Below are 25,032 nucleotides of genomic sequence, written 5' to 3'. Positions count from 1 at the left end.
CGTAGGATTTGCCGAAATGGCGGCCGATCAGCCGCCCAAAAAACAGACAGATGGCGGAGGCGCAGATGGCGATTTTGGGTCTCGGATATGCCGGCTTCGGCTCCGACGCGCTCGACGACTGGCGGCAATTCGGCACCGGCCTGGTCGGGCTGCAGGCGATCGAGCGCGGCAACTCGCTGCTCGCGTTTCGGATGGACGACCGCAAGCAGCGCATCGTGATCGACCGTGCGCAGGGCGAAGGCACGCGGTTCTTCGGCTGGGAGGTCGCGGATGCCGCTGATCTCGACGCGCTGGCGGCGCGGCTGGAGCGCGCCGGCGTCGCCGTGACATCGGAGCCGCAGGCGCTCGCAGATAGCCGGCGGGTGCGCGGCCTGATCTCGTTCCGGGATCCGGCCGGCAACCGGCTCGAGGCGTTTCACGGCGCCGAGATCGACGACACGCCGTTCAAGCCGGGACGCTCGATCTCCGGCTTCCGCACCGGCGCACTCGGCCTCGGCCACGCGGTGCTGACGGTCGAGAATCTCGTCCCTGTCATGAGCTTCTATGTCGACGTGCTCGGCTTCGGTCTCAGCGACTACATCGAAAAGCCGTTCCGCGCCTATTTCTTCCACGTCAACGCCCGCCACCATTCGCTGGCGCTGATTGAGACCGGCAGCAACGGCATGCATCATTTGATGGTGGAGCTGTTCTCGCTCGACGATGTCGGCCAAGCCTACGACATCGCGCAGCAGGAAGACCGGGTCAACGTCACGCTCGGCCGTCACACCAATGATTTGATGACGTCGTTCTACGCCAAATCGCCGTCAGCCTTCATGGTCGAGTGCGGCTGGGGCGGCCGCGAGATCGATCCTGCGAACTGGACGGCGTTCGAGATGTATGACGGCCCGAGCCTGTGGGGCCACGAACGCGTCTGGCTCTCGCCGGAGGACCGCGCGGTCGCACGCGAGATGCGGATGCGTGCCGCCGCCGAGGGCAAGCGCGCGCCGGTGCAGGTGATGGAAGGCAATTTCAGGCTGATGTCGGGGACGTGCCCGTGGTGGGACGGGGTCAAGGCGGAGAGCTAACTCTCCACGTCGTCCCGGCGAAAGCCGGGACCCATAACCACAGGGTGTAGTTGTTTTGGCGTGATGACTGCCGATGTGCCCATTACCGCGGCCGCGGCGTATGGTCCCGGCTTTCGCCGGGACGACAGCGAGTTTGCGGACAATCGCGCGCTTACCCCAGATGCTTCTTGAAAAAGTCCGTCGCCCGATCCCACGCCAGCTCTGCGCACTGCCGGTCGTGCACCGACAGGCGCTGCTCGTTGCCGAAACCGTGGTCGGCGTCATAGCGGTATAGCTCCAGCGATTTGCCGGCGGCCTTCATCGCCTTCTCGAAGCCGTCGACCAGCGCCGGCGTGCACCAGTCGTCCTTGGTGGCAAAATGGCCCTGCAGCGGAATTCTCACGTCCGCAGGCTTGGCCGCCTGCTCCGGCGGAATGCCGTAGAACACCACACCGGCGGTCAATTCCGGGATCTTGGTGGCGCCGATGATGGTCACTGCGCCGCCGAGGCAGAAGCCGGTGAGGCCGACCTTGGCGCCGTTCTTGGCGAGATATTGCGCGGCGCCGCGCACGGTCTGCGTGGTGGCGTCCATGAAGTCGAGCGAGTTCATCTCTTTGCCGGCCGCGTCGGTGTCGTGATACGGCACCACCTTGCCCTTGTAGAGATCGGGCGCCAGCGCATCGAAACCGGCCCGCGCGAAGCGGTCGCACATGCCCTTGATCTGGTCCTGCAGGCCCCACCATTCCTGGATCACGACCACGCCGGGTGCGTTGCCGCGCGCGGCATTGGCGAGATAGCCCGACGCTTCCTTGCCGTCCGGACGCTTGAAGCTGATGCTGGTACCCATGAGTTCCTCCGCAGATGTTTGCCGGCTGATTGGCCGGCATCTTGTCCGTACTCGGTGGCGGACGCAATTGACGAGGCTGTCATTCCGGCGCGATGCCGGCAGCATCGAGCCCGGAATCTCGAGATTCCGAGTCTGGTGCTAGCGCACCATCCCGGAATGACGTCATGAAACAAAAAAGCCCCCGAAGGGGCTTTTTCAAACTCGCGACAGCTGAGGTCAGTGGGCGTCGGCCCAGACCTTGCGCTTGGTGAAGTACATCAGGATCGCGAACACGACCAGGAAGAAGAACACCTGCATGCCGATCCGCTTGCGCTCTTCCATGTGCGGCTCCGCGGCCCACATCAGGAAGGTGGTGACGTCATGCGCGTACTGCTTGACCGTCGCCGGCGAGCCGTCGTCGAAGGTCACCTGACCGTCGGACAGCGGCTTCGGCATCTTGATGGCGTGACCGGGGAAGTACTTGTTGTAGTACGAGCCTCGGGGATCGTGACGCCGGCCGGGACCTTCTCCTCGAAGCCCTGCAGGATGGCGTCGACGTAGTCGGGACCCTGCTCCTGATAGGTCGTGAAGAAGTCGATCACGAATTGCGGGAAGCCGCGCTTGTAGGACCGCGCCTTGGTGATCAGCGAGAGATCGGGCGGCGCCGCGCCGCCATTGGCTGCGCGCGCGGCCTGCTCGTTCGGGAACGGCGACGGGAAGTAGTCCGCAGGGCGGCCCGGACGTCGAACATCTCGCCCTGGTCGTTCGGGCCGTCCTTGATCTTGTACTCGGATGCGAACGCAGCCGCCTGCGCCGGCGAATAGCCGGGGCCGCCGGCATCGGCGAGGTTGCGGAACGCGACATAGGACAGGCCGTGGCAGGCCGAGCAGACTTCCTTGTAGACCTTCAGGCCACGCTGCAGCGAGCCGCGGTCATAGGTGCCGAACCAGCCCGAAAAGGACCACTTCTGCTGCGGCGGCGCATTGCCGCCCTCCTCGGCCTTGGCGTTCTGGGTGCCGCCCACCAGCAGGCTGCCGGCCACCACCATCGCGAGCATCACCGAGGCTGCGGTCGCGGCCCTGCCCTTGCTCTTCGCCAGCACGTCGTCGGCGATCGAGTTCGGCACCGGGCGCGGCGTCTCGATGCGGGCGAGCAGCGGCAGCACGATCAGGAAGTAGGCGAAGTAGCAGACGGTCAGGATGCGGCCGGCGATCACATAGATGCCTTCCGGCGGCTGCGAGCCGAGATAGCCGAGCAGGATGCAGACCACCACGAAGATCCAGAAGAACTGCTTGGCCAACGGGCGGTACTTCGACGACCGGGTCCGTGCGCTGTCGAGCCAGGGCAGGAAGCACAGGATGATGATCGCCGAGAACATCGCCACGACGCCGGCGAGCTTGTTCGGGATCGAACGCAGGATCGCGTAGAACGGCAGATAGTACCATTCAGGCACGATGTGCGCCGGGGTCACGCCGGGGTTCGCCGGGATGTAGTTGTCGGCGTCGCCGAGATAGTTCGGCATGTAGAAGATGAACCAGGCGAAGAAGATCAGGAAGCACGAGACACCGAACGCGTCCTTGATGGTCGCATAGGGCGTGAACGGCACGGTATCCTTCTCGGTCTTGGCCTCGACGCCGGCCGGGTTGTTCTGACCCGCGACGTGCAGCGCCCAGATGTGCAGCACGACCACGCCGGCGATCACGAACGGCAGCAGGTAGTGCAGCGAGAAGAAGCGGTTCAGCGTCGGGTTGCCGACCGAATAGCCGCCCCACAGCAGGGTCACGATGCTCTCGCCGAAATACGGCACGGCCGAGAACAGGTTGGTGATGACGGTGGCGCCCCAGAAGCTCATCTGGCCCCACGGCAGCACGTAGCCCATGAAGCCGGTGGCCATCATCAGCAGGTAGATGATGACGCCGAGGATCCACAGCACCTCGCGCGGCTCCTTGTACGACCCGTAATAGAGGCCGCGGAACATGTGGATGTAGACCGCGAAGAAGAACATCGACGCGCCGCAGGCATGCATGTTGCGCAGCAGCCAGCCGTAATTGACGTCGCGGACGATCAGTTCGACCGACTTGAAGGCGAGGTCGGCGTGCGGCGTGTAGTGCATCGCCAGGATCACGCCGGTCAGGATCTGCAGCGCCAGCATCATCGAAAGGATGGCGCCGAAGGTCCACCAGTAGTTCAGGTTGCGCGGCGTCGGATAGGCCACGAAGGAGGAGTGGATCAGGCCGAAGATCGGAAGGCGCCGTTCGATCCACTTCAAGGCGGGGTTGCTCGGTTGGAAATCAGATGGTCCGCTCATTGATGCGATCCTGAAGAAGAAAAACGACGCGATGGGTCCAAGGGGAAGCCGAAGTCCCGGAGGGTCCGGGACTTAGCCGATCTGGATTTTGGTGTCGGTAAGGAAGGCGTAGGGCGGCACCGCCAGGTTGGCGGGCGCCGGCCCCTGGCGGATACGACCGGAGGAGTCGTACTGGGAGCGTGGCAGGGGCAGAAGAAGCGTCGTAATTGCCCTCATGGGCGATCGGGATACAGCCGAGATGGGTGCAGATGCCGATCACGACCAGCCACTGGTCGTGGCCGGACTTGACGCGGGCCGAGTCGGGCTGCGGATCGGGCAGGCTCGAGAGCGGCACCTTCTGGGCCTCCTCGATCTGCTTCTTGGTGCGGTGGCTGATGTAGATCGGCTTGCCGCGCCAGAACACCTTGATGTCCTGGCCCTCGGCGATCGGGGTCAGATCGACCTGGATCGGCGCGCCGGCCGCGATCGTCGCGGCATCCGGGTTCATCTGGGCAACCAGCGGCCAGACAGTGGCGGCTGCGCCGACCACGGCGGCAGCTCCGGTTGCAACAAAGAGAAAATCACGGCGTGTCGGATGGTCCGCCGAAGACGCTGTCGTCACGATTCCTAGCCCTTTCTTTTCTGCAGCCGGTGGAACCGCCCCAGAGACGCTGGGAAGCGCCCCAAGAAAGGCTGCCGGCGCCCGCGGCCCCCGCGGCGGCAGAAAACCGCTATTCCCCACCCCAAATGGCGGAACAGCAGTCCAGAATCGTTCTATTGGCACCCTTGCCGGACGAGCGCAAGCCCGCTATCGGCTCGCACACGTGCAATGCACGAAATCCGCGCCGAGCGATGTTTTATTGAGACAATTTCATCCGGATTTCACAGGTCGTCCGCACCATGCAGATCGCGCTGTTCCAGCCCGACATCCCCCAGAATACAGGGACGATTCTGCGCCTCTGCGCCTGCCTGGACGTGGCAGCCCATATCATCGAACCGGCGGGATTCGACAGCTCGGACCGGAATTTCCGCCGGGCGGGTATGGACTATCTCGACCATGTGCGGTTGAAGCGTCACGACTCATGGTCGAAATTCGAGGAATGGCGGGCCGAGGCAGGATGCCGGCTGGTGCTGTTCACGACCAAGGCGGCGAAATCCTACCTTGATTTCGCGTATGCGGCCTCCGATGTGCTGCTGTTCGGGCGCGAAACGGCAGGGGTGACCGATGCGGTGGTCGCGGCCGCGGATGCGCGGCTGGTGATTCCGATCAGGCCGACCATGCGTTCGCTCAATGTGGCGGTCACGGCGGCCATGGCCGTCGGTGAGGCGCTGCGGCAGACGGGTTCAGGATTTGCCGGCTCAGAAATTGCCGGTCCGGCAACTTAAGGGATTTTTGGTGAGCTACGCGGTCAAGGAGATCTTTCTCACCCTGCAGGGCGAAGGCGCCCATGCGGGCCGCGCCTCCGTGTTCTGCCGCTTCGCCGGCTGCAACCTCTGGAGCGGCCGCGAGCAGGACCGCGCCGGGGCGGTCTGCCGGTTCTGTGACACCGATTTCGTCGGCACCGACGGCACGCTCGGCGGCCGCTATGCCGACGCGGCCGAGCTCGCCGGCACCATTGCCGCGCAATGGACCGGGGGCGAGGCCGACCGCTACGTGGTGCTGACCGGCGGCGAGCCGCTGCTGCAGGTCGACACCGCCCTGATCGAGGCCCTGCACGGCCACGGCTTTGCGATCGCGATCGAGACCAACGGCACCATCGCCCCGCCCGACGGGCTCGACTGGATCTGCGTGAGCCCCAAGGCCGCATCCGAACTCGTGGTGCGCAGCGGACACGAGCTCAAGCTGGTCTATCCGCAGCCGGAGAATGCGCCGGAGGACTTTGCGGGGCTTGCCTTCGAGCGCTTCTCGCTGCAGCCGATGGACGGCCCCGACGTGATCGAGAACACCGAGCGGGCGATCGCCTATTGCCTGAAGCACCCGCAATGGCGCCTCAGCGTGCAGACGCACAAGACGCTCGGGATTAGATGAACCAACCGGAGCGTTTTCAAGCGAAGTGGGTACCGGTTCGCATTAAGAAAACGCGACCAAACTAGAGACAGAACTGGATTGTTGAGCGAGATGTGGGAATTGACGAAAGCGTTTCGGTTCGAGGCTGCGCATGCGCTGTCCGGAACGACCTTTGGTGCCGCCAGCGAGGAGATCCACGGCCACTCGTTTCGAGCCGAGGTGACCGTGCGCGGCACGCCGGACCCGAAAACCGGAATGGTGGTCGATCTCGGCCTGCTCGAACGCGCCATGGCCGAGGTGCAGAAGACGCTCGACCACAAGTTCCTCAACAAGATCGAGGCGATCGGTGTCCCGACGCTGGAAAATCTCTCGCGCTTCATCTGGGAGCGGTTGCAGCACGCGGGCAAGCTGACCCGCGTCAGCGTCCATCGCGACAGCTGCAACGAGAGCTGCACCTATTTCGGCCCGCAAGGTTAGTCATGCTGCCAACAGACCCCGCCATCATCGAAGACCGCAAGGCGCGTGCGCGCGGCTGGTTCGAGACCCTGCGCAACGACATCTGCGCGGCCTTCGAGAAGCTCGAGGACGACGCCTCCCCAACGCTCTATCCCGGCGATGCGGGCCGGTTCGTGCGCACCCCCTGGGATCGCACCGACCATACTGGCAAGCCGGGCGGCGGCGGCGTGATGTCGATCATGAAGGGCCGGCTGTTCGAGAAGGTCGGCGTGCACTGCTCGACCGTGCATGGCGAGTTCGCCCCCGAATTCCGCGCACAGATTCCCGGCGCCGCGGATGATCCGAGGTTCTGGGCCTCGGGTATTTCGCTGATCGCCCATCTGCGCAATCCGAACGTGCCCGCCGTGCACATGAACACCCGCTTCGTCGTCACCACCAAGGCCTGGTTCGGCGGCGGCGCCGATCTGACGCCGGTGCTGAACCGGCGGCGCACCCAGGAGGACCCCGACACGGTCGCCTTCCATGCCGCGATGAAGGCGGCCTGCACCGGACCGAACGGCGTGGCCGACTACGACAAGTACAAGAAATGGTGCGACGACTATTTCTATCTGCCGCACCGCAAGGAAGCCCGTGGCGTCGGCGGCATCTTCTACGACTGGCATGACAGCGGCGACTGGGAGGCCGATCTCGCCTTCACCCAGGACGTCGGGCGCAGCTTCCTGAAGATCTATCCCGAGCTGGTGCGGCGCAATTTCGCGGCCGACTGGAGCGCGGAGGATCGCGATGAGCAGCTGATCCGCCGCGGCCGCTATGTCGAGTTCAACCTGCTCTATGACCGCGGCACCATCTTCGGCCTGAAGACCGGCGGCAATGTGGATTCGATCCTGTCATCGCTGCCGCCGGAGGTGAAATGGCCGTGACCAAGCTGCCGCGCGCGATGCTGATCGACATGGACGACACCATCCTGTCGGCCTATGGACGTCCCGAGATCGCGTGGAATGCGATCACCACTGAATTCGCCGCGGAGCTGGCGCCCCTGCCCCCGGACATGGTCGCAACCGCGTTGTTGGCCTCTGCACGGCAATTCTGGTCGACTGCCGAGCCGATCTGGCGGATCAAGCTCGGCGAGGCGCGCCGGCTCACCGTGAAGGGCGGCTTCGCTCAGCTGGCCGCGGCGGGCCACCGCGCGCTGCCCGACGACCTCGCCGACCGCATCGCCGATCGCTTCACCGCCTATCGCGAGGAGGAGATGTTCATCTTCCCCGGCGCGCATGAAGCGATCGATGCGTTCAAGGCGCTCGGCATCAAGCTCGCGCTGGTAACCAACGGCGCCGCCGACATGCAGCGCGCCAAGGTCGAACGCTTCGCGCTTGGCCATCGCTTCGATCACATCCAGATCGAGGGCGAGCACGGTTTCGGCAAGCCGGAGGAGCGCGCCTACCTGCACGCAATGCAGGCACTCGGCGTCACCGCAGCCGACACCTGGATGATCGGCGACAATCTCGAGTGGGAAGTCGTGGCGCCGCAGCGGCTCGGCATCTATGCGATCTGGATGGACGTGCACGGAGTCGGATTGCCGCCGGAGTCGACGATCAAGCCGGACCGCATCATCCGCTCGCTGACCGAACTGGTTCCGGCCACACGCAAATAGCTGTTTTCCACGTCTATTCCATCGAGGCCGCCGCGATCCGTGATTTGACTGTCATCACCGGTCGCTAGCTTGCCGTCCGCGTCATCCAGCGCGGAGGGAAGATCATGGAACTGAAACCAGGCGATGTCGTCATGCTGAAATCCGGCGGCCATCCGATCACGGTCGTCGAAGTCGAGGAAGACAAGGTCGAGTGTCTGTGGATGGGCACGGACGGCGATCTGTTTCGCGAAACCCTGCCGCTCGTCGCCCTCGAATCCACCGAGCTCGATCCTGAGGACGATGAAGAGGAAGACGACGAAGACGAGGACGACGACGAGGAAGAAGAAGACGACGAGGACAACGACGGCGACCGCAAGAAGAAGCGCAAGGCCGCGTGAGTCTTTCAGGCGATGCTGCCCGGCAGGTGCCGGCAGCATCGCTTCCGCTTCCCGTCAGAATGCTCGCAGCGCGCTCGTGATCATCACCACGCCGCCGGTGATCACGGCAGCATCGAGGATTGCGGCGTGGATGTGCACCGGCATCCGTTCCACGAAAGCCTTGGCGAGGAATGCGCCGGGAATGGCGACCAGGCCGATCAGGAGTGCAAGCGCAAGCACCTGTGCGGTGATAACCCCGGTCAGACCGAACACCGAGATCTTGACCGCGGCGCTCGTGAGCGAGATCACCGCATCGGTCGCGACCACGGCGGCACCCTCGAGGCCCGCCGCCATCAGCAGCGACAGCAGGATGACGCCGGAGCCCGCGGTGCCGCCGACCACGACGCCATAGCCGACCGCACCGGCCGCAAGGCCGCGCTCGCCGATCCTGACGCTGTGCTTGCGCAGCAGCCGCCGCAGCGGCACGCTCAGGATCAGCATGCTCCCGATCACCAGCGCAGCACCCGCACTGGTCAGCCGCGTGTAGCCGTAGGCGCCGAGCGCCGTGCTGAATAGCGCCGCCGCGATCACGATGATCGCCTTGCGGCGATCGGCGAATCTGACAAAGGCGATGAAGCGGCTGCTGTTGGTGAAGATCGACGAGATCGCGATGATCGGCACGACCGGCTCGGCACCGACCATCGGCACCAGCACCAGCGGCATCAAGGCGCCGGTGCCGTAGCCGGCGAGGCCTCCGATCACGGAAGCAAACAGGGCGACGGCTGCGACGAGCAGAATTTGAAGGAGCGAGATGTCTGCGAAGCCGGAGAGGAAATTCAAAGCCGATGGTCGCGGGTGAAACGGGAAACGGTCTGGTCGGCGATGCCAGACAGCACCTGCGGATCGAGCGGGAAATCCGCGGCTAGCCAAGCATCCTCGGCCAAGGTCAGTACATGCCCCAATGCCGGTCCCTCGGCAATCCCGCGCGCGATGAAATCCGACGCCCTCAAGGGAAAGTGAGGCGCGCGCCAGCGTTGCGGTAACGTGGCGAGTGCGCGCCACTGATCGACATCGCGGTCCGCGCCGGTGCGCGCCCAAGCCAATAGCAGGCGGTCACGATACGGCTCCTCGTCGAGCCGGTAGAGCCTGCGCTTGGCATGCGCCTCGTCCATGCCGGGCAGGCGCCACCAGCGATGGCCCATCGAATCCAGCGCCTTGGCCTCGGCGTTGGAGAGCCGCAGCCGGCTTGCGATACGCCGCGCGTCCTCGGTCACGGCGACTGTCAGCGCGGCGAGCCGGCGCATCGCGCTCGGCGTGAGCCCCATCAGCCTCTCGATCTCGATCATCGCCGCGAGCGGCCCGGTATAGGCAACGCCGCCGAACACCAACTGCAGCAACCCGGCATCTGCCATCGCGACCACCGCACCGGCGGCGCCGTTCGCGACCACGAGCTTGAGCGTCTCTATCCGGATGCGCTCGGCCGACAGGCCGGGCAATCCGCTGCAGCCGCCGATGCAGGCGAGATAGCCGGCACGATCGACCTCGCCTGCGCCATAGGCGGCGTGGAAGCGGAAGAAACGCAGGATGCGCAAATAGTCCTCGGCGATCCGCTGCGCGGGATCGCCGATGAAGCGCACCCGCCGCGCCTCGATGTCGGCGAGGCCGCCGACGTGATCATGCACGACGCCAGCGGTATCGACCGACAGGCCGTTGATGGTGAAGTCGCGCCGCTCGGCGTCGCGCACCCAGTCGCGCCCGAACGCCACCTTGGCCTTGCGGCCGAAGGTCTCGGTGTCCTCGCGCAGCGTCGTCACTTCGAAAGGGTGGCCGTCGATGACCAGCGTCACCGTGCCGTGCTCGATGCCGGTCGGCACGCTCTTGATGCCCGCCCGCTTGGCGCGGCGGATCACCTCCTCCGGCAGTGCGGTGGTGGCGATGTCGACGTCGGCGAGCGGGATCTGCATCAGCGCGTTGCGTACGGCGCCGCCGATCACCCGCGCCTCCTCGCCGTCGGCATTGAGCAGGCCGAGCACCCGCGCCGCCGGCCCCGAAGCGAGCCATGGCGCGTCGGACAGCAAGCGCACCTCGCTCATTTCTCAGCCCCCGGCACCAGCCTGCCATTCTCGATGTGAGCGGGAACATAGGTCGAGTTCGGCGGCGCGCCGGTCAATTCGGCGAGCAGCACGAAGCTCACGATGACCATCACCAGCGCCGCCAGCGTCAGCTTCATGATCATGTCGAGCGGCCAGGACGCCGGCAGCGTCACGCCGGACCGCGTCGTGATGAGGAAGATGGCATAAACCGCGAAAGGGATCAGGAAGATTCCGATCTCGGTCAACACCGTGCGGATCATGACAGATAGATCCGCTCATACAGCACGCGCAGGATACCCGCGGTCGCGCCCCAGATGTAACGCTCGGCGAACGGCATCGCATAATAGGAGCGGTCCATGCCGCGGAATTCCTTGGTGTGAATCTGATGATTCTCGGGGTTCATCAGGAAAGCGAGCGGCACTTCGAACGCATCGACGACTTCGGCCTCGTTGATCTCAAGGGCAAATCCCGGCTTCACCTTGGCGACCGTCGGCAGGATACGGAAGCCGAACGCGGTGCCATAGAGGTCGAGATAGCCGACAGGGTCGATGAATTCCCGCTTCAAGCCGACTTCTTCGCAGGCTTCGCGCAGCGCGGCATCGAGCGGCGAGGCATCGGTGGCGTCGATCTTGCCGCCGGGAAACGAGATCTGGCCGGCGTGGCTCGAGAGGTTGGGCGAACGCTGCGTCAGGAGCACGGTCGGCTCGGGATGATCGACCACCGGGATCAGCACCGCCGCCGGCCGCACCGGTTGCTCCTGCGCGACGATCTCGAGCATCCGGTCGTTGCCGGAATCTCCTGTGCGCGGAATGATATGCGGATCGACCAGGCCCGGCGGCACTTCGAAACTGAGCCGCGTGCGGGCCCGCGCGAAGAATTCCGTCGAGTTGATCGTCGCCGGCTTCACCTTCAGCAACGGCTCGTTCAAAGTGCGCCCCTCACCTGACTGGCATCGGCCATCGCGAAAAATTCGCCGCCGGACTCGATGCCGAACATCTCCTGACCATCGACCATCCGCTCCTCGCCCATGTCAACCAGATCGTAGTAGAGCGCGCGGGTGACCTTCGCCCACAGGTCGGCGCGGACATGCAGATAGGGCGTCAACCCGCCATCCTCGGCGGCCTCGAATCTGAGGCCGTGGCCCTTCTCGCAATCGACCCAATCATCGACGTTGGTCCGGAACCTGAGCAAACGGCCGCGCGCGTCTTCCTCGGTCTGCATTTCCACGGCGAGGAACGGCGCGTCGTCGACGCGGATGCCGACCTTCTCCACCGGTGTCACGAGAAAGTGCTTGCCGTCCTCGCGTTTCAGGATCGTGGAGAACAGCCGCACCAGCGCAGGCCGTCCGATCGGCGTTCCCATGTAGAACCAGGTGCCGTCAGGCGCGATTCGCATATCGAGATCGCCGCAGAACGGCGGATTCCACAGATGGACCGGCGGCAGGCCCTTGCGCCCGGCTGGACCCGACGTCGCAGCTCGGTTGGCAGCATTGGTGAGGCCTTCGAGGCCCTTGCCTCCGATGCCCGTAGTTTCACTGCCGGAATCGCTCTGCCCTTGCTTCGCCATTGTTTGCCTTAAAGTTTCCGACCTTCAATCTGGCACGTTTGGTGCACGTATTCTGAGATGTGGTCGGGATGTCATTCTCGCCACATCGTGATGCCGTTCATACCCTGAAATACCGATAAGGTGGGGATAGTTTAATTCAACGAATACATGGCCTTCGCATAGGTTTAGCATGCGGGCCATGCGATGACGACCAAGAGATGACGACAGATGCCGGCGCGGCAATGCGCGCATCGCCGAGAAGGAGCGGATCGGATGGCTGGTGCAGATAGCGTCGAAAAACTGGAGGATGTGATCGTCCGTTCGGCCGAGCAGGTCGCGGGCCAGATCAAGGCCGCCAAGGAAGCGGTGTCCACGGTCATCTTCGGCCAGGACCAGGTGATCGAAAACACGCTGGTGACGATCCTGTCCGGCGGCCACGCGCTCCTGATCGGCGTGCCCGGCCTCGCCAAGACCAAGCTGGTCGAGACGCTCGGCGTCACGCTTGGGCTCGATGCCAAGCGCATCCAGTTCACGCCCGACCTGATGCCGTCGGACATCCTCGGCGCCGAGGTGCTCGACGAGAGCTCCACCGGCAAGCGTTCATTCCGCTTCATCTCGGGCCCGGTGTTCGCGCAGCTCTTGATGGCCGACGAGATCAACCGCGCCAGCCCGCGCACACAGTCGGCATTGCTGCAAGCCATGCAGGAGCAGCACATCACCATTGCCGGTGCGCGGCATGATCTGCCGAAGCCGTTCCACGTGCTCGCGACGCAGAATCCGCTCGAGCAGGAAGGCACCTATCCGCTGCCCGAAGCGCAGCTCGACCGCTTCCTGATGGAAATCGACGTCGACTATCCCGATCGCGACGCCGAACGGCGCATCCTGTTCGAAACCACCGGCGCCGAAGAGGCAACCGCCAAACCGTCGATGGATGCGGAGACGCTGCTCACGGCACAACGACTGGTGCGGCGCCTGCCGGTCGGCGATTCCGTGGTCGAAGCGATCCTGACGCTGGTGCGCGCCGCGCGCCCCGGCACCGAGGGTGGCGAGGCCGGCAAGCTGATCGCGTGGGGACCCGGTCCCCGCGCCAGTCAGGCCTTGATGCTGGCGGTTCGCGCCCGCGCGCTGCTCGACGGCAGGCTCGCGCCGTCGATCGACGACGTGCTCGATCTCGCCGAGCCCGTGCTCAAGCACCGCATGGCGCTGACCTTCTCGGCGCGCGCCGAGGGCCGCACCATTCCGGATGTGATCAAGCAATTGAAGACGCGGATCGGTTGATGGCGGCTGACAACAGGCACCAGAACGAGGAGATCCTGGCGGTCCGACGTGCAGATGGCGAAAGCCGATCGCTCGCCGCGTCGCTGCCGCGCCTGGTGCTTGAGGCCCGCCGTGTTGCGGCCAACGTCATCCATGGCCTGCACGGCCGCCGCCGCGCCGGCTCGGGCGAGAATTTCTGGCAGTACCGCCGCTTCGTCTCCGGCGAGCCGTCGCAGCGCGTCGATTGGCGCCGCTCGGCACGCGACGACCATCTCTATGTACGCGAGCAGGAATGGGAAGCCGCGCACACCGTGTGGATCTGGGCCGACCGGTCGCCCTCGATGGCGTTTGCCTCTCGCGATGCGCGCGACAGCAAGCTGGAGCGCGGACTGATCGTCGCCTTCGCACTTGCCGAGTTGCTCGTGGCCGGCGGAGAACGCGTCGGCATTCCCGGCCTGATGACCCCGACCGCAAGCCTCAACGTGATCGACAAGATGGCGGAAGCGATCTTGCACGACGAGACGACGCGCGCGAGCCTGCCGCCGTCCTTCGTACCGTCGTCGCTGGCCGAAGTCGTCGTGCTGTCGGATTTCTGGTCGCCGATAGCTGAGATCACGACGATGCTTGCCGGGCTTTCCTCCTCCGGCGCGCACGGCACGATGCTCCAAATCGTCGATCCCGCCGAAGAGACCTTCCCCTATTCCGGCCGTATCGAATTCGTCGAGCCCGAGGCCGGCAGCGTCATCACCGCGGGCCGGGCCGAGAGCTGGGCGAGCGACTATGTCGCGCGCGTCGCGCTGCATCGCGAGCAGATCCGCGCCGAGACCGGCCGGCTCGACTGGCTGTTCTCGACCCACACCACCAGCCGCTCCGCGGCCGAGCTGCTGCTGTTCCTGCACGCCGGCATGATGGTGAATAAGGGCGGCGGCCGGTCAACCGTCAAGGCGGGACGCAGCGCATGATCGCAGGCCTCCCCCTCTCCTTCGCCGAACCGCTGCTGCTGCTGGGGCTGGTCAGCCTGCCGGTGCTGTGGTGGCTGCTGCGCGTGATGCCGCCGCGGCCGCGCCGGGTCGAATTCCCGCCGACGCGGCTATTGTTCGACATCGCGCCCAAGGAGGAGACGCCGTCGCGGACGCCATGGTGGCTGACGCTGCTCAGGCTCGCCGCCGCCGCGCTCGTCATCCTCGCCGCCGCCGGGCCGATCTGGAATCCGCAAACCGGCGTTGCCGCGGGCAAGCAGCCGCTGGTGATCCTGCTCGACGACGGCTGGAGCGCGGCTTCGAGCTGGGATGCGCGGATCAAGGCCGCCGACGAGCTGGTCACCAATGCCGACAGCGACCGCCGCGGCGTCGCGCTGGTGCCGCTGTCCGAGCCGACGCGCGACATCACGCTGATGCCGGCCGGCGCCGCGCGCGTCGCGCTGCGCCAGCTTGCGCCGAAGCCCTACTCGATCGATCGCGTTGAAACCCTTGCGACGCTGGAACGCTTCCTCAAGTCCACCGGCGACTGCGACATCGCCTGGCTGTCCGACGGCGTCGACACCGGCCGCGGCAGCGAATTCACCGAAGGCCTCGGCAAGGTGATCGAGAATCGCAATCTGACGATCTATGCCGGCGGCACGCAATCGGCGCAGGCGCTGGTCGCGGCCGAGAACGCCGCCGCCAAGATGACCGTGAAGGTGCTGCGCACCGAGAGCGGCATCGCGGCCGGCACGGTGCGCGCGGTCGACGCCAAGGGCTCGCCGATCGGCGAGGCCCGCTACAGTTTCGGCCCGCAGGACCGCGAGACCGAAGCCGCCTTCGACCTTCCGGTCGAATTGCGCAACGACATCGCGCGGCTCGAGATCGCCGGCGAACATTCGGCCGGCGCCGTGCAGCTGCTCGACCGGCGCTGGCGCCGCCGCGCCATCGGCGTGGTCTCTGGCGCGAGCAACGACACCGCCCAGCCGCTGCTGGCCTCGACCTTCTATCTCTCCCGCGCGCTGTCGCCCTTCGCGGATGTCAGGCTCGGCGATCGCGGTGCACCGCAGCAGGTGATCGGGCAATTCCTCGATCAGCGGCTGCCGATGATCGTGATGGCTGATGTCGGCACGCTGTCGCCGGAGATCCGCGACCGGCTCAACGCCTGGATCGAGCAAGGCGGCGTGCTGGTGCGCTTTGCCGGCCCGCGCCTGGCGCAGGCCGATGACGACCTCGTTCCCGTCAAGCTGCGCCGCGGCGGACGCACGCTCGGCGGCAGCCTGACCTGGGAGAAGCCGCAACACATGGCCTCATTCGCTGCCGATGGTCCGTTCGCGGGCCTCACCGTGCCGAAGGACATCACCGTGAACCGCCAGGTGCTGGCCGAGCCCGACGCCGTGCTCGCGACCAAGAGTTGGGCCTCGCTGGAGGACGGCACGCCGCTCGTCACCGGCGAGCATCGCGGAAAGGGCGTGGTCAGCCTGTTCCATGTCGCGCCGACATGCGCTGGTCGGACCTGCCGATGTCAGGCACCTTCGTCGAGATGCTGCGCCGGCTGATCGATATGTCCGGCTACACCTCGAAGCCCGGCCCTGGCGTCGCCAGCGATCCCAATGCCGAGACGGTTGCGCCGCTGCGCACGCTCGATGGCTTCGGCGCCTTCGGCCCGCCGCCCTCGACCGCCAAGCCGATGTCGGCGGACTATCGCGACCGCGGCACCGCGGACCATCCGCCCGGCTTCTACGGCACCGCCGAGAGCCCGATCGCAGTCAACACGCTGGCCTCTGCCGACCGCATCGCGCCGCTGGACATCTCCGGCCTGCGTGCCAAGCATGCGACCTACACCAACGCCGAGCCGCGGGACCTGCGCGGCATCATGCTGTCGACGGCGCTGGCACTATTCCTGCTCGACGCCATCGTGGTGGCGATGCTCGGCGGCGGCCTCGCCGCGCTGATCCGACGGCGCGCCGCGCCCGCGGTGCTTGCGCTGGCGTTCGCCCTTGCGACGACGATGGTGCCCTCGCCGAGCCGTGCGCAGAACAGCAGCAGCGACGACTTCGCCATCAAGGCGGTGTCGCAGACGCGGCTCGCTTATGTGGTGACCGGCAATGCCGACGTCGATTCCATCGTCAAGGCCGGGATGTCCGGACTGACGCTGTTCCTCGGCCAGCGCACGGCGCTGGAGGCCGGCGATCCCGTCGGCATCGATCCCGCGCGCGACGAGCTGGCGTTCTTTCCGCTGATCTATTGGCCGATCGTGCCGGGCGCGCCGAAGCCGCCGCAGGACGCCATCAACAAAATCGACGCCTACATGAAGCAGGGCGGCACCGTGCTGTTCGACACCCGCGACGCCATCGAGGCGCCGCCGGGCGACAATGGCGCGTCGCAGACACCGGGCATGCAGACGCTGCGCGAATTGCTGTCGACCCTCGACGTGCCTGAGCTCGAGCCGGTGCCGCGCGAACACGTGCTGACCAAGACGTTCTATCTGCTGCGCGACTTCCCCGGCCGCTTCAACTCGGGCCAGACCTGGGTCGAGGCGCTGCCGCGCGAGGACGATGAAGAAGCAGCGCAGCGCCCGGCGCGCGGCGGCGACGGCGTCTCGCCGATCATCATCACCTCGAACGATCTCGCCGGTGCCTGGGCGATCCGGCCCGACGGTCAGCCGATGTTGCCGCTGACGCCGGGCGAGCCGCGCCAGCGCGAATTCGCTTTCCGCGCCGGCGTCAACATCGTGATGTACACGCTGACGGGCAACTACAAGGCCGACCAGGTGCACGCACCTGCCCTGATCGAGCGGCTGGGACAATGATATGAACTACGGTATCGCGTTCACACCGCTGGTTCCTTCGCTCGTGCTGTGGATCGCGCTCGGCGCGATCGTCGTCATCGCGGCATTGCTGCTGCTGTCGCGCGCACGCGGCGCCGCGGTGCGTGTCGCCGCGCTGGCGCTGATCCTGCTCGCGCTTGCCAATCCCTCCTTTACCCGCGAGGACCGCGAGCCGTTGACTTCGGTCGCGGCCGTCGTGATCGACAAGAGCCCGAGCCAGAATTTCGGCACGCGCAACCAGGAGACCGACAAGGCGCGCCAGGCGCTGGTCGACAGCCTGAAGCAGATCAAGGGCCTCGAGGTCCGCGTCGTCGAGGCCGGCCAGGCCGACGGCGAAACCGACGGCACAAAACTGTTCGGCGCGCTGACGTCGGCGCTCTCGGACGTGCCGGTCGAGCGCGTCGCCGGCGCGTTCATGATCACCGACGGCCGGGTGCACGATATTCCCGCCAACACCCAGGCGCTCGGCTTCCAGGCGCCGGTGCACGCCTTGATCACCGGCCGCAAGGACGAGCGCGACCGCCGCATCGCAATCACGGCGGCGCCGCGCTTCGGCATCGTCGGCCAGACCCAGACCATCACCTACCGGCTCGACGATCAGGGCGTCACCGGCGAGCGCGCCAAGGTCACGGTCCGGCGCGACGGCGAGGTGATCAACGAGCGTACGCTGACCTCAGGTCAGACCTCCAGTGTCGATATCGACATCAAGCATGCCGGTCCGAACATCGTCGAGATCGAGGCCTCGCCGCTCGAGAACGAGCTGACACCGGTCAACAACCGCGCCGTGGTCGCGATCGACGGCGTGCGCGACAAGCTGCGCGTGCTGCTGGTGTCCGGCGAGCCGCATGCCGGCGAGCGCACCTGGCGCAACCTCCTGAAGTCCGACCCCAGCGTCGATCTCGTGCACTTCACGATTCTAAGGCCGCCGGAGAAGCAGGACGGCACGCCGATCAACGAGCTGTCGTTGATCGCGTTTCCGACCCGTGAGCTGTTCCAGCAGAAGATCAACGAATTCCAGCTGATCATCTTCGACCGCTACGCCCGCCAGGGCGTGCTGCCGATCGCCTATTTCGACAACATCGCGCGCTATGTCCGTTCCGGCGGCGCGGTGCTGGTGTCGGCCGGTCCCGACTACGCCTCGACCACCAGCATCTGGCGCACGCCGCTGGATTCGGTGCTGCCGGCCGAGCCGGTCGGCGTCACCGAGAAGCCGTTCTATGCGCATTTGAGCGATGCCGGAAAACGCCACCCGGTGACGCGCGGGCTGGAAGGTTCGAATGCCGAGCCGCCGCATTGGAGCCGATTCTTCCGCACCGTCGACACCCGCAACGCGATCAACTCGCCGGTCATGACCGGCGCCGACGGCAAACCGCTGCTGCTGCTGTCGCGGTTCGGCGAAGGCCGCGTCGCGCTGCTGCTGTCCGACCAGATCTGGCTGTGGGCGCGCGGCTATGAGGGCGGCGGCCCGCACCTCGATCTGCTGCGGCGGGTGTCGCACTGGCTGATGAAGCAGCCCGACCTCGACGAAGAGGCGCTGCGCATGCAGGTGCAGGGCAAGGACCTCATGGTGGTGCGACAGACCATGGCCGACACCGTCGCGCCGGTCACCGTGACGTCACCGAGCGGCGCCACGCATGAACTGACCTTAACCGCCGGCGATCCCGGCGAGTGGCGCGCGACCCTGCCCGCGAACGAGCTCGGCCTGTGGCAGGCCACCGACGGCACGCTGAAGGCACTGATCAATGTCGGCCCGACCAACCCGAGGGAATTCTCGGAAGTCACCTCGACCACCGACATGCTGAAGCCGCTGGCGCAGGCGACCGGCGGCGACGCACGGCGCATCGTCGACGGGTCGAGCCTCGACATGCCGCGCATCGTGCCGGTGCGCGCATCCTCGATCTTCCGCGGCGACAACTGGCTCGGCGTCAAGATGCGCGACGCCAGCGTGGTCAAGGGCGTCGGCGTGCTGCCGATGTTCGCGGGCTTGGTCGGCCTGCTGCTGCTGCTCGGCGGATTTGCCGCAACCTGGCTGCGCGAGGGACGTTGAGCCCGGCCGGGCTCGCGTCGGCGTTGCGTCAAACACACACACCGGCAACACACCGACACAGTGTGTCCGAAGGTTGGTTGACATCTCGGCTGCCCTCCGATGTTATAATGTAACATCGGACGGCCGGGGAATGAGCGCGGTGCCGATGGGTGGGACTCAATCGGCATGAACTGGTTCCGAAGACGCATCAAGACTGGCTCGCGGCTGGCGCTGTTCGCGCTCGCCGTCCAGTTCGTGCTGTCGTTCGGGCACTTCCATCCCATTGCGGCCGCGCAAGCCGCACCCGCCGTCCAGACCGGCCTGTCGCTGCTCGATCTTGCCTATATCGGGACCTCGGCAACGCCTGATCTCGCGGTCCAGGTGACCGGGACCGAGCCGCCGGCCCGGCACGACAACGACCGGCACCATCCCGCCGATAATTGCGCGATCTGCACTGTCATCTCGCTCGCGAGCAGCGTGCTGTTCACGGCGCCGCCGGTGCTGTTGCTGCCGGAAGCCGTCGAGCTTCTGTTCCGCACCACCAATGCCGAATTCGTCCATCTGAAGTCGCGCCTGCGGCCTTCCGCTCCCGCGCACCTCCTGTGTCCTGACATCGACTGATTGCTGCACGCCCCGAGCGGACGGCCGCGTCACAGTTGCGGCCTCCCGCCGGGCAAATCGGGATCGATCCGTCGTTTCGACGGGGCTGGATCAGCACTTCCAGCACTTGGACCAGGACAATGACACTTCAGAAGATACGAGCACTCCACATCGGAGGCGCGAGCTGGCTGCTGCTCGGCGCAATGCATGGCAGCGCGCTGGCCGACGACACGCCGACGCAACTCCCTGACATCACCGTGACGGCGCCAAGCCCGATCCAGCGGCACCGCACCGTGCCAACGCGCACGCCGACCCGCGCTGTCCGGGCTGCACCAGGCCGCAACAGCGAACGCGCCGCGGCGGTGCAACCGGCGCCCGCCGCGGCGGCGCCGGCGCCGCAGCAGGGCGTGCTCCCCGTCGTCACCGACCAGTTCGCGACCGTCACCGTGGTGCCGAACGAGGAACTGCGGCGCTCCGGCGGCGCGACGCTCGGTGATCTCCTGTTCTCGAAGCCCGGCATCACCGGTTCGAGCTTCGCGCCCGGCGCATCGAGCCGGCCGATCATCCGCGGCCTCGACGTCAACCGCGTCGCATCGTCGAGAACGGTCTCGGCGGCGGCGGCGTCTCCGATCTCGGCGAGGATCACTTCGTGCCGATCGATCCGTTCTCGACCAACCAGATCGAGGTGGTGCGGGGGCCTGCGGCGCTGCGCTACGGCTCGACCTCGATCGGCGGCGTGGTGAGCGCCTCCAACAACCGGATTCCCGACGCGATGCCGACCTGCGCGGCGGCGCCGTTCCAGAGCTATGGGCTACCGGTGAAGGCGCCGCTGGCCGACGCCGGCGGCCCGGGTTGCCTCAATGTCGAGACCCGCACGTCGGTGAGCTCGGTCAATCGTGGCGTCGAAGGCGGCATGCTGCTCGACGCCGGTGGCAACAATGTCGTCGTGCATGCCGACGTCTATGGCCGCACCACGAGCGACTACAGCATTCCGAGCTATCCGTATCTGTTCGACCAGACCCGGCCGGTGAACGGCCGCCAGCCGAACTCCGCAACGCAGTCGGACGGCGCCTCGGTCGGCGCGTCGTATTTTTTCCAGGGCGGCTATGTCGGCGCGTCGATCACCCAGAACGACTCGCTCTACCACATCCCAGGCATTGACGGCTCCGACCACAAGACCCGGATCGATGCGCACCAGACCAAGATCGCGGTCAAGGGCGAGTACCGGCCCGATGCTGCCGCGATCGACGCGGTGCGATTCTGGGTCGCGCGACCGACTATCGCCACAACGAGCTCGGCCTTGCCGACCCAACCGATCTGTTCAGCGACGGCGTGCGCCAGACCTTCACCAGCAAGGAGCAAGAGGCCCGCGTCGAGGTGCAGATGATGCCGTTCAACGCGCGCTTCGCCACCGTGACGACTGCGTTCGGCCTGCAGGGCGGGCACCAGGAGTTGACCGCGCCGAGCCCGGACGATCCGGGCGCGCTATTCAACGGCCTGTGGAGCCCGAACAACAACAACCGCGTCGCGGGTTACGTCTTCAACGAGTTCAAGTTCACGGACCAGACCAAGGCGCAAATCGCCGGCCGCATCGAGCATGTGGAGCTGCATGGATCGACGCCGGATTTCCCGGCGGACTTCCTGCCCGATGGCGCGCCGCAGAGCTCGGTGTCGCGCAATCCGTCCTACACGCCGGTCAGCGGCAGCGTCGGATTGATCCAGAACCTGCCCGGCGACCTCGTCGGCAGCATCACCGCGCAATATGTCGAGCGCGCGCCGAAGCCCGCCGAGCTGTTCTCGCGCGGCGCGCATGACGCCACCGCGACCTTCGATATCGGCAATCCGAACCTGACCATCGAGACCGCGAAATCGGTCGAGATCGGCCTGCGCAAGGCGACCGGACCGTTCCGTTTCGAGGCCACCGCCTACTACACCCGTTTCAGCAATTTCATCTATCGCCGCCTGACCGGGGTGATGTGCGGTGAGGATTTCGATTCCTGCGGCAATGGCGATCCTACCAACGAAGGCCGCCAGGCGGTTTATTCGCAGCGCGATGCGATCTTCCGCGGCGCCGAATTCCAGAGCCAGCTCGATATCGGCGCGCTCAATGGCGGCATCTGGGGCATCGAGAACCAGTTCGATGTGGTGCGCGCCACCTTCACCGACGGCAGCAACGTGCCGCGGATTCCGCCGGTGCGACTCGGTGGCGGCGTCTACTGGCGCGACAGCAACTGGTTCACCCGCGTCAACCTGGTGCACGCATTCGCACAGAACGACATCGCCGTGATCGGCGAGACCCCGACCGCAGGCTATAATCTGCTGAACGCGGAGATCACCTACAACACCAAGCTCAATCAATCGTGGATCGGCGCGCGCGAGATGACGCTCGGTCTGGTCGGCAACAATCTGCTCAACCAGAACATCCGCAACTCCGTCTCCTACACCAAGGACGAGGTGCTGATGCCGGGCCTCGGCGTGCGGGCTTTTGCCAATCTGAAGTTCTGAGACAAGCGTATCCCTCTGCCGTCACCGGCAGAGGGATCGTGCTCTTATGCCAGCGCCGTTCAATGCCCGACGACGACTTCGCTGATCTGAATCACCGGCTGCAGGTCGGTGTAGTTCGGAATGTCGCCCAAGATCTCCGGGGCGTGCTTGCCCATGGCGGCGCCAAAGGCTTCGACCGAGTCGCAGAAAATGTGGCACATCCCGACATAGGTGGCGGGCGTTCCCGGTGCGCCACCGGCGAGACCCTTGTCGACCGTGTAATATTTGCAGGCGTCGCCGAGCCTCGCCTTCACCAGCGGCATGTGCTTGTCGCGATAATAATCGTGATCAAAGCGTGCGCCTGGATTGTTCGGATACATCACACTGACCTTGATCATGGCGCGCACTCTCCCTGTTGATATGACATGCGCCGGTCTTGTCCCGGCGCTTGCCTCAACTGTGCGTCAGATTGCCGGAGGGCGCAACCATTCCGGCAATGGCTCGCGCGGATGTCAGATCGCCTTGCTCCAGTCCGGCTGGATCGGCCCCGACACGCCCTCGAACGCGCCGTCGACCAGTTCCATGACAAGCAGGCGACTGTAGTCGACCGGGCCGGGCATCGTCATCCGCCCTTTCGGGACCGGCTTGAAGCGACCCGTGCGTAGTACGGTTCGTCACCGACCAGCACGATCAGCCGATGGCCCTTGGCGCGGGCGTCATTGATCGCACGCTCGAGCAGCGCGCGGCCGACGCCGCGGCTGCGGAACGGCGGCTCGACCGTCAACGGCCCGAGCATCAGCGCCGGCGTATCGCCAATGCAGATCGGCAGCTGGCGCACCGAGCCGACCAGCAAGGTGCCGATCCGCGCGGTGAAGGAGACATCGAGCAGATGATCGACATGCTCGCGCAGCCGGTAGGCGCTGAGCACGAAGCGGCCAGGCCCGAAGGTACGCTCATGCAGGCGCTCGATCGCCTGGGCGTCTTTCGGGGTCTCGGGCAGGATGGTCAGGGACAGTTCGGTCATTGTGGGGCGCGGGATAGCATCTGGCGCGGGCGCGGTCCATCACCGCCATGTCGCCGGCGGCGGCCGGCCCTCGAGCACCTCCGCAATCCGCAGCCGCGTGCCGGGGGTGGTGTCCTCCGGCAGTGCGGTCGGATCGAAGAAGCCGCAGGCCACGATCTCGCGATTCGGCTCCGGCAGCCGGTCCTGCCGGTAGTTCCGGACGACATAGACCGCGACATGATCGCGCGGCGAGACGTGGCTGTTGTGAAAGACGCCGTGCAGCACCGGCTCTCCGGTGAGCTCGATCCGCCCTTCCTCCTCCAGCTCCCGCCGCAGCGACTCGATAAAACTTTCGCCAACCTCGACCCCTCCGCCGGGCAGATACCAGCCATGGACGTAGCTGTGCTTGACCAGGAACACCTTGTTGTCGGCGTCGAGCACGACGGCGCGGACCCCGAGCGTCATGCTGCGGACCAGCCGCCAGTAGAAATGAAACACCCACCTGATCTGCGGCTCGTAGCGCTTGCGTAAATCGAGCAGGACCGTCACTGAACCCTCGACATCATGCTGTTTGATCCGTGCATTGATCCTTGCTTTGATCCTTGCGCGCCTGCACAGCTCTTGCCAATACAGGGCAGGACGTTCGGGATAGCACGACATGACCGGCTGCCGGCCACTTTTCACCGACAATCCGAAGGGAATCGCGTGATGGCGGCGTTCCGCCTCGCACATCTGTCGGATCCGCATCTGCCGCCGCTGCCGGCCGCGCGGCTGCGCGATCTCGCCGGCAAGCGCGCCTTTGGCTACCTGAACTGGACGCGCAACCGTCACAAATATCACCGCCGCGACGTGCTCGATGCGCTGGTGTCGGACATGCAGGCGCAGCAACCGGACCATGTCGCTGTCACCGGCGACCTCGTCAACCTAGCGCTGGATGCCGAATTCAATCCGGCCCGGCAATGGCTGGAGGGCGTCGGCGGCGCTGCCGACGTCACCGTGGTCCCCGGCAATCACGACGCCTATGTGCGTGCGACCCGGCATCGCTTCGTCAGCCACTTCGGCGACTATCTGCGCGGCGACGCCGATGGCGCCGCGACGCATTTTCCGTTCGTGCGCCGCCGCGGCCCGGTGGCGCTGATCGGCGTCTCCTCGGCGGTGCCGACGCCGCCGCTGATGGCGACCGGCTGGCTCGGCCATGCCCAGCTCGACGCGCTGGAGACGATCCTCGCGCAGCTATCGCAGGAGGATGCCTTCCGCGTCCTCCTGGTGCATCACCCGCTACACTCCGACGGGCGCGCCAAGCGGCTGACCGATTCGCATCATCTCTTGGCGCTGCTCAAGCGGCACGGCGTCGAGCTGGTGCTGCACGGCCACGACCACATCCATTCGACGATGTGGTTCGACGGCCCCGAGCGCAAGATTCCGGCAATCGGCGTGCCGTCGGCATCGGCGCTCGCGCGCAAGCACTATCCGGCGGCGGCCTACAATCTGTTCTCGATCGAGCGCGACGGCAACGCCTGGCGCTGCGAGCAGATCGTGCGCGGCCTCGGCAACCACGAGGGTATTCGCGAGCTCAAGCAAGTGCGGTTGTCCTGAAGCGCGAGTTGA

Annotated in this window: 19 protein-coding genes and 6 pseudogenes; 14 read left to right on the top strand and 11 right to left on the bottom strand. The window is 66.0% G+C overall.

From position 1 onward, the window contains the following. Positions 1 to 65: 65 nt before the first annotated feature. Positions 66 to 1,064: a VOC family protein gene (locus ALC15_RS10695; RefSeq protein WP_050627247.1), complete on the top strand. Its 999-nt coding sequence runs from the start codon at positions 66 to 68 to the stop codon at positions 1,062 to 1,064. A gap of 151 nt (positions 1,065 to 1,215) precedes the next feature. On the opposite strand, the gene ALC15_RS10690 is transcribed toward ALC15_RS10695, so the two are convergent. The 3 genes and pseudogenes from ALC15_RS10690 to petA all read right to left on the bottom strand — a co-directional run bounded on the left by ALC15_RS10690 (position 1,216) and on the right by petA (position 4,778). Beyond that, the gene (locus tag ALC15_RS10690; RefSeq protein ID WP_050627212.1) at positions 1,216 to 1,890 is read right to left on the bottom strand and encodes a dienelactone hydrolase family protein; all 675 of its coding nucleotides are present in this window, start codon (positions 1,888 to 1,890) and stop codon (positions 1,216 to 1,218) included. Positions 1,891 to 2,106: 216 nt separating this feature from the next. After that, positions 2,107 to 4,024 (bottom strand): annotated as a pseudogene (locus tag ALC15_RS47150) (cytochrome c1). A gap of 225 nt (positions 4,025 to 4,249) precedes the next feature. Next, a pseudogene (gene petA / locus ALC15_RS10680) lies at positions 4,250 to 4,778 on the bottom strand (ubiquinol-cytochrome c reductase iron-sulfur subunit). Between the two features lie 278 nt (positions 4,779 to 5,056). Here petA and ALC15_RS10675 point away from each other — a divergent pair. The 6 genes from ALC15_RS10675 to ALC15_RS10650 all read left to right on the top strand — a co-directional run bounded on the left by ALC15_RS10675 (position 5,057) and on the right by ALC15_RS10650 (position 8,648). Further along, the gene (locus tag ALC15_RS10675) at positions 5,057 to 5,542 is read left to right on the top strand and encodes a tRNA (cytidine(34)-2'-O)-methyltransferase (RefSeq protein ID WP_050627211.1); all 486 of its coding nucleotides are present in this window, start codon (positions 5,057 to 5,059) and stop codon (positions 5,540 to 5,542) included. A gap of 10 nt (positions 5,543 to 5,552) precedes the next feature. Beyond that, a complete protein-coding gene (gene queE / locus ALC15_RS10670; protein WP_050627246.1) occupies positions 5,553 to 6,185 on the top strand; it encodes a 7-carboxy-7-deazaguanine synthase in 633 nt (210 codons plus the stop codon). Positions 6,186 to 6,275: 90 nt separating this feature from the next. Continuing rightward, on the top strand, positions 6,276 to 6,641 hold the full coding sequence (locus ALC15_RS10665) for a 6-pyruvoyl trahydropterin synthase family protein (RefSeq protein ID WP_050627210.1): 366 nt from the start codon (positions 6,276 to 6,278) through the stop codon (positions 6,639 to 6,641). 2 nt (positions 6,642 to 6,643) lie between these two features. Continuing rightward, positions 6,644 to 7,540: an oxygen-dependent coproporphyrinogen oxidase gene (gene hemF, locus ALC15_RS10660; protein ID WP_200914659.1), complete on the top strand. Its 897-nt coding sequence runs from the start codon at positions 6,644 to 6,646 to the stop codon at positions 7,538 to 7,540. Beyond that, entirely contained in the window at positions 7,531 to 8,271 is a 741-nt protein-coding gene (locus ALC15_RS10655) for an HAD family hydrolase (protein WP_050627209.1), read from the top strand. The genes hemF and ALC15_RS10655 overlap by 10 nt, the downstream gene beginning before the upstream one ends. A 131-nt stretch (positions 8,272 to 8,402) precedes the next feature. Beyond that, a complete protein-coding gene (locus ALC15_RS10650) occupies positions 8,403 to 8,648 on the top strand; it encodes a DUF2158 domain-containing protein (protein WP_094193812.1) in 246 nt (81 codons plus the stop codon). Between the two features lie 54 nt (positions 8,649 to 8,702). Here ALC15_RS10650 and ALC15_RS10645 read toward each other — a convergent pair whose 3' ends face one another. Genes ALC15_RS10645 through ALC15_RS10625 form a run of 5 tightly spaced genes read right to left on the bottom strand, consistent with a single transcriptional unit; the run spans position 8,703 to position 12,286 of the window. Beyond that, positions 8,703 to 9,467 carry a TSUP family transporter gene (locus ALC15_RS10645; RefSeq protein ID WP_050627207.1) on the bottom strand — a complete coding sequence of 255 codons (765 nt, stop codon included), beginning with the start codon at positions 9,465 to 9,467 and terminating at the stop codon, positions 8,703 to 8,705. Continuing rightward, on the bottom strand, positions 9,464 to 10,720 hold the full coding sequence (locus ALC15_RS10640) for a CCA tRNA nucleotidyltransferase (RefSeq protein WP_050627206.1): 1,257 nt from the start codon (positions 10,718 to 10,720) through the stop codon (positions 9,464 to 9,466). The genes ALC15_RS10645 and ALC15_RS10640 overlap by 4 nt, the downstream gene beginning before the upstream one ends. Further along, positions 10,717 to 10,980, bottom strand: a complete 264-nt coding sequence (locus ALC15_RS10635) for a DUF6111 family protein (RefSeq protein ID WP_050627205.1) — start codon at positions 10,978 to 10,980, stop codon at positions 10,717 to 10,719. Before ALC15_RS10635 ends, ALC15_RS10640 begins: the two co-directional genes overlap by 4 nt. Then, a complete protein-coding gene (locus ALC15_RS10630) occupies positions 10,977 to 11,612 on the bottom strand; it encodes a CoA pyrophosphatase (protein WP_430649154.1) in 636 nt (211 codons plus the stop codon). Before ALC15_RS10630 ends, ALC15_RS10635 begins: the two co-directional genes overlap by 4 nt. A 32-nt stretch (positions 11,613 to 11,644) precedes the next feature. Continuing rightward, positions 11,645 to 12,286 carry a DUF1285 domain-containing protein gene (locus ALC15_RS10625; protein ID WP_050627203.1) on the bottom strand — a complete coding sequence of 214 codons (642 nt, stop codon included), beginning with the start codon at positions 12,284 to 12,286 and terminating at the stop codon, positions 11,645 to 11,647. Between the two features lie 252 nt (positions 12,287 to 12,538). On the opposite strand from ALC15_RS10625, the gene ALC15_RS10620 reads away from it, so the two are divergent. The 6 genes and pseudogenes from ALC15_RS10620 to ALC15_RS10595 all read left to right on the top strand — a co-directional run bounded on the left by ALC15_RS10620 (position 12,539) and on the right by ALC15_RS10595 (position 22,442). Continuing rightward, entirely contained in the window at positions 12,539 to 13,543 is a 1,005-nt protein-coding gene (locus tag ALC15_RS10620) for an AAA family ATPase (RefSeq protein ID WP_050627202.1), read from the top strand. Next, positions 13,543 to 14,484: a DUF58 domain-containing protein gene (locus tag ALC15_RS10615; RefSeq protein WP_050627201.1), complete on the top strand. Its 942-nt coding sequence runs from the start codon at positions 13,543 to 13,545 to the stop codon at positions 14,482 to 14,484. Before ALC15_RS10620 ends, ALC15_RS10615 begins: the two co-directional genes overlap by 1 nt. Continuing rightward, positions 14,484 to 17,293: pseudogene (locus ALC15_RS10610) on the top strand (DUF4159 domain-containing protein). The gene ALC15_RS10615 and the pseudogene ALC15_RS10610 overlap by 1 nt, the downstream one beginning before the upstream one ends. Before the next feature lies 1 nt (position 17,294). Further along, positions 17,295 to 19,358, top strand: a complete 2,064-nt coding sequence (locus tag ALC15_RS10605) for a hypothetical protein (protein ID WP_050627200.1) — start codon at positions 17,295 to 17,297, stop codon at positions 19,356 to 19,358. A 165-nt stretch (positions 19,359 to 19,523) separates the two neighbouring features. Continuing rightward, a pseudogene (locus ALC15_RS10600) lies at positions 19,524 to 19,948 on the top strand (DUF2946 family protein). Between the two features lie 192 nt (positions 19,949 to 20,140). Beyond that, positions 20,141 to 22,442 (top strand): annotated as a pseudogene (locus ALC15_RS10595) (TonB-dependent receptor). A gap of 59 nt (positions 22,443 to 22,501) precedes the next feature. Here the strand turns inward: ALC15_RS10595 and ALC15_RS10590 are convergent. The 3 genes and pseudogenes from ALC15_RS10590 to ALC15_RS10580 form a co-directional block, all read right to left on the bottom strand. After that, complete coding sequence (locus ALC15_RS10590) at positions 22,502 to 22,819, bottom strand: EthD family reductase (RefSeq protein ID WP_050627199.1); 318 nt, start codon at positions 22,817 to 22,819, stop codon at positions 22,502 to 22,504. A gap of 114 nt (positions 22,820 to 22,933) precedes the next feature. Continuing rightward, a pseudogene (locus tag ALC15_RS10585) lies at positions 22,934 to 23,445 on the bottom strand (GNAT family N-acetyltransferase). 39 nt (positions 23,446 to 23,484) lie between these two features. Continuing rightward, the gene (locus tag ALC15_RS10580) at positions 23,485 to 23,889 is read right to left on the bottom strand and encodes an NUDIX domain-containing protein (RefSeq protein WP_430649153.1); all 405 of its coding nucleotides are present in this window, start codon (positions 23,887 to 23,889) and stop codon (positions 23,485 to 23,487) included. A gap of 243 nt (positions 23,890 to 24,132) precedes the next feature. On the opposite strand from ALC15_RS10580, the gene ALC15_RS10575 reads away from it, so the two are divergent. Next, positions 24,133 to 25,020: a metallophosphoesterase family protein gene (locus tag ALC15_RS10575; protein ID WP_050627198.1), complete on the top strand. Its 888-nt coding sequence runs from the start codon at positions 24,133 to 24,135 to the stop codon at positions 25,018 to 25,020. The last annotated feature ends 12 nt before the right edge of the window (positions 25,021 to 25,032 follow it).

The organism is Bradyrhizobium viridifuturi, from assembly GCF_001238275.1.
In the GTDB taxonomy this organism is placed as follows: Bacteria; Pseudomonadota; Alphaproteobacteria; order Rhizobiales; family Xanthobacteraceae; genus Bradyrhizobium; species Bradyrhizobium viridifuturi.
Note: the sequence above shows the minus strand (reverse complement) of the source record. Positions and strands in the feature narration are given on the sequence as shown.

What these genes read in the sequence shown, in the direction of transcription:
- ALC15_RS10695 (WP_050627247.1), top strand. Translation starts at nt 66, where the DNA reads ATGGCGATTTTGGGTCTCGGATATGCCGGCTTCGGCTCCGACGCGCTC.
- ALC15_RS10690 (WP_050627212.1), bottom strand. Translation starts at nt 1,890, where the DNA reads ATGGGTACCAGCATCAGCTTCAAGCGTCCGGACGGCAAGGAAGCGTCG.
- ALC15_RS10675 (WP_050627211.1), top strand. Translation starts at nt 5,057, where the DNA reads ATGCAGATCGCGCTGTTCCAGCCCGACATCCCCCAGAATACAGGGACG.
- ALC15_RS10665 (WP_050627210.1), top strand. Translation starts at nt 6,276, where the DNA reads ATGTGGGAATTGACGAAAGCGTTTCGGTTCGAGGCTGCGCATGCGCTG.
- hemF (WP_200914659.1), top strand. Translation starts at nt 6,644, where the DNA reads ATGCTGCCAACAGACCCCGCCATCATCGAAGACCGCAAGGCGCGTGCG.
- ALC15_RS10655 (WP_050627209.1), top strand. Translation starts at nt 7,531, where the DNA reads ATGGCCGTGACCAAGCTGCCGCGCGCGATGCTGATCGACATGGACGAC.
- ALC15_RS10650 (WP_094193812.1), top strand. Translation starts at nt 8,403, where the DNA reads ATGCTGAAATCCGGCGGCCATCCGATCACGGTCGTCGAAGTCGAGGAA.
- ALC15_RS10640 (WP_050627206.1), bottom strand. Translation starts at nt 10,720, where the DNA reads ATGAGCGAGGTGCGCTTGCTGTCCGACGCGCCATGGCTCGCTTCGGGG.
- ALC15_RS10635 (WP_050627205.1), bottom strand. Translation starts at nt 10,980, where the DNA reads ATGATCCGCACGGTGTTGACCGAGATCGGAATCTTCCTGATCCCTTTC.
- ALC15_RS10625 (WP_050627203.1), bottom strand. Translation starts at nt 12,286, where the DNA reads ATGGCGAAGCAAGGGCAGAGCGATTCCGGCAGTGAAACTACGGGCATC.
- ALC15_RS10620 (WP_050627202.1), top strand. Translation starts at nt 12,539, where the DNA reads ATGGCTGGTGCAGATAGCGTCGAAAAACTGGAGGATGTGATCGTCCGT.
- ALC15_RS10615 (WP_050627201.1), top strand. Translation starts at nt 13,543, where the DNA reads ATGGCGGCTGACAACAGGCACCAGAACGAGGAGATCCTGGCGGTCCGA.
- ALC15_RS10605 (WP_050627200.1), top strand. Translation starts at nt 17,295, where the DNA reads ATGAACTACGGTATCGCGTTCACACCGCTGGTTCCTTCGCTCGTGCTG.
- ALC15_RS10590 (WP_050627199.1), bottom strand. Translation starts at nt 22,819, where the DNA reads ATGATCAAGGTCAGTGTGATGTATCCGAACAATCCAGGCGCACGCTTT.
- ALC15_RS10580 (WP_430649153.1), bottom strand. Translation starts at nt 23,889, where the DNA reads ATGACGCTCGGGGTCCGCGCCGTCGTGCTCGACGCCGACAACAAGGTG.
- ALC15_RS10575 (WP_050627198.1), top strand. Translation starts at nt 24,133, where the DNA reads ATGGCGGCGTTCCGCCTCGCACATCTGTCGGATCCGCATCTGCCGCCG.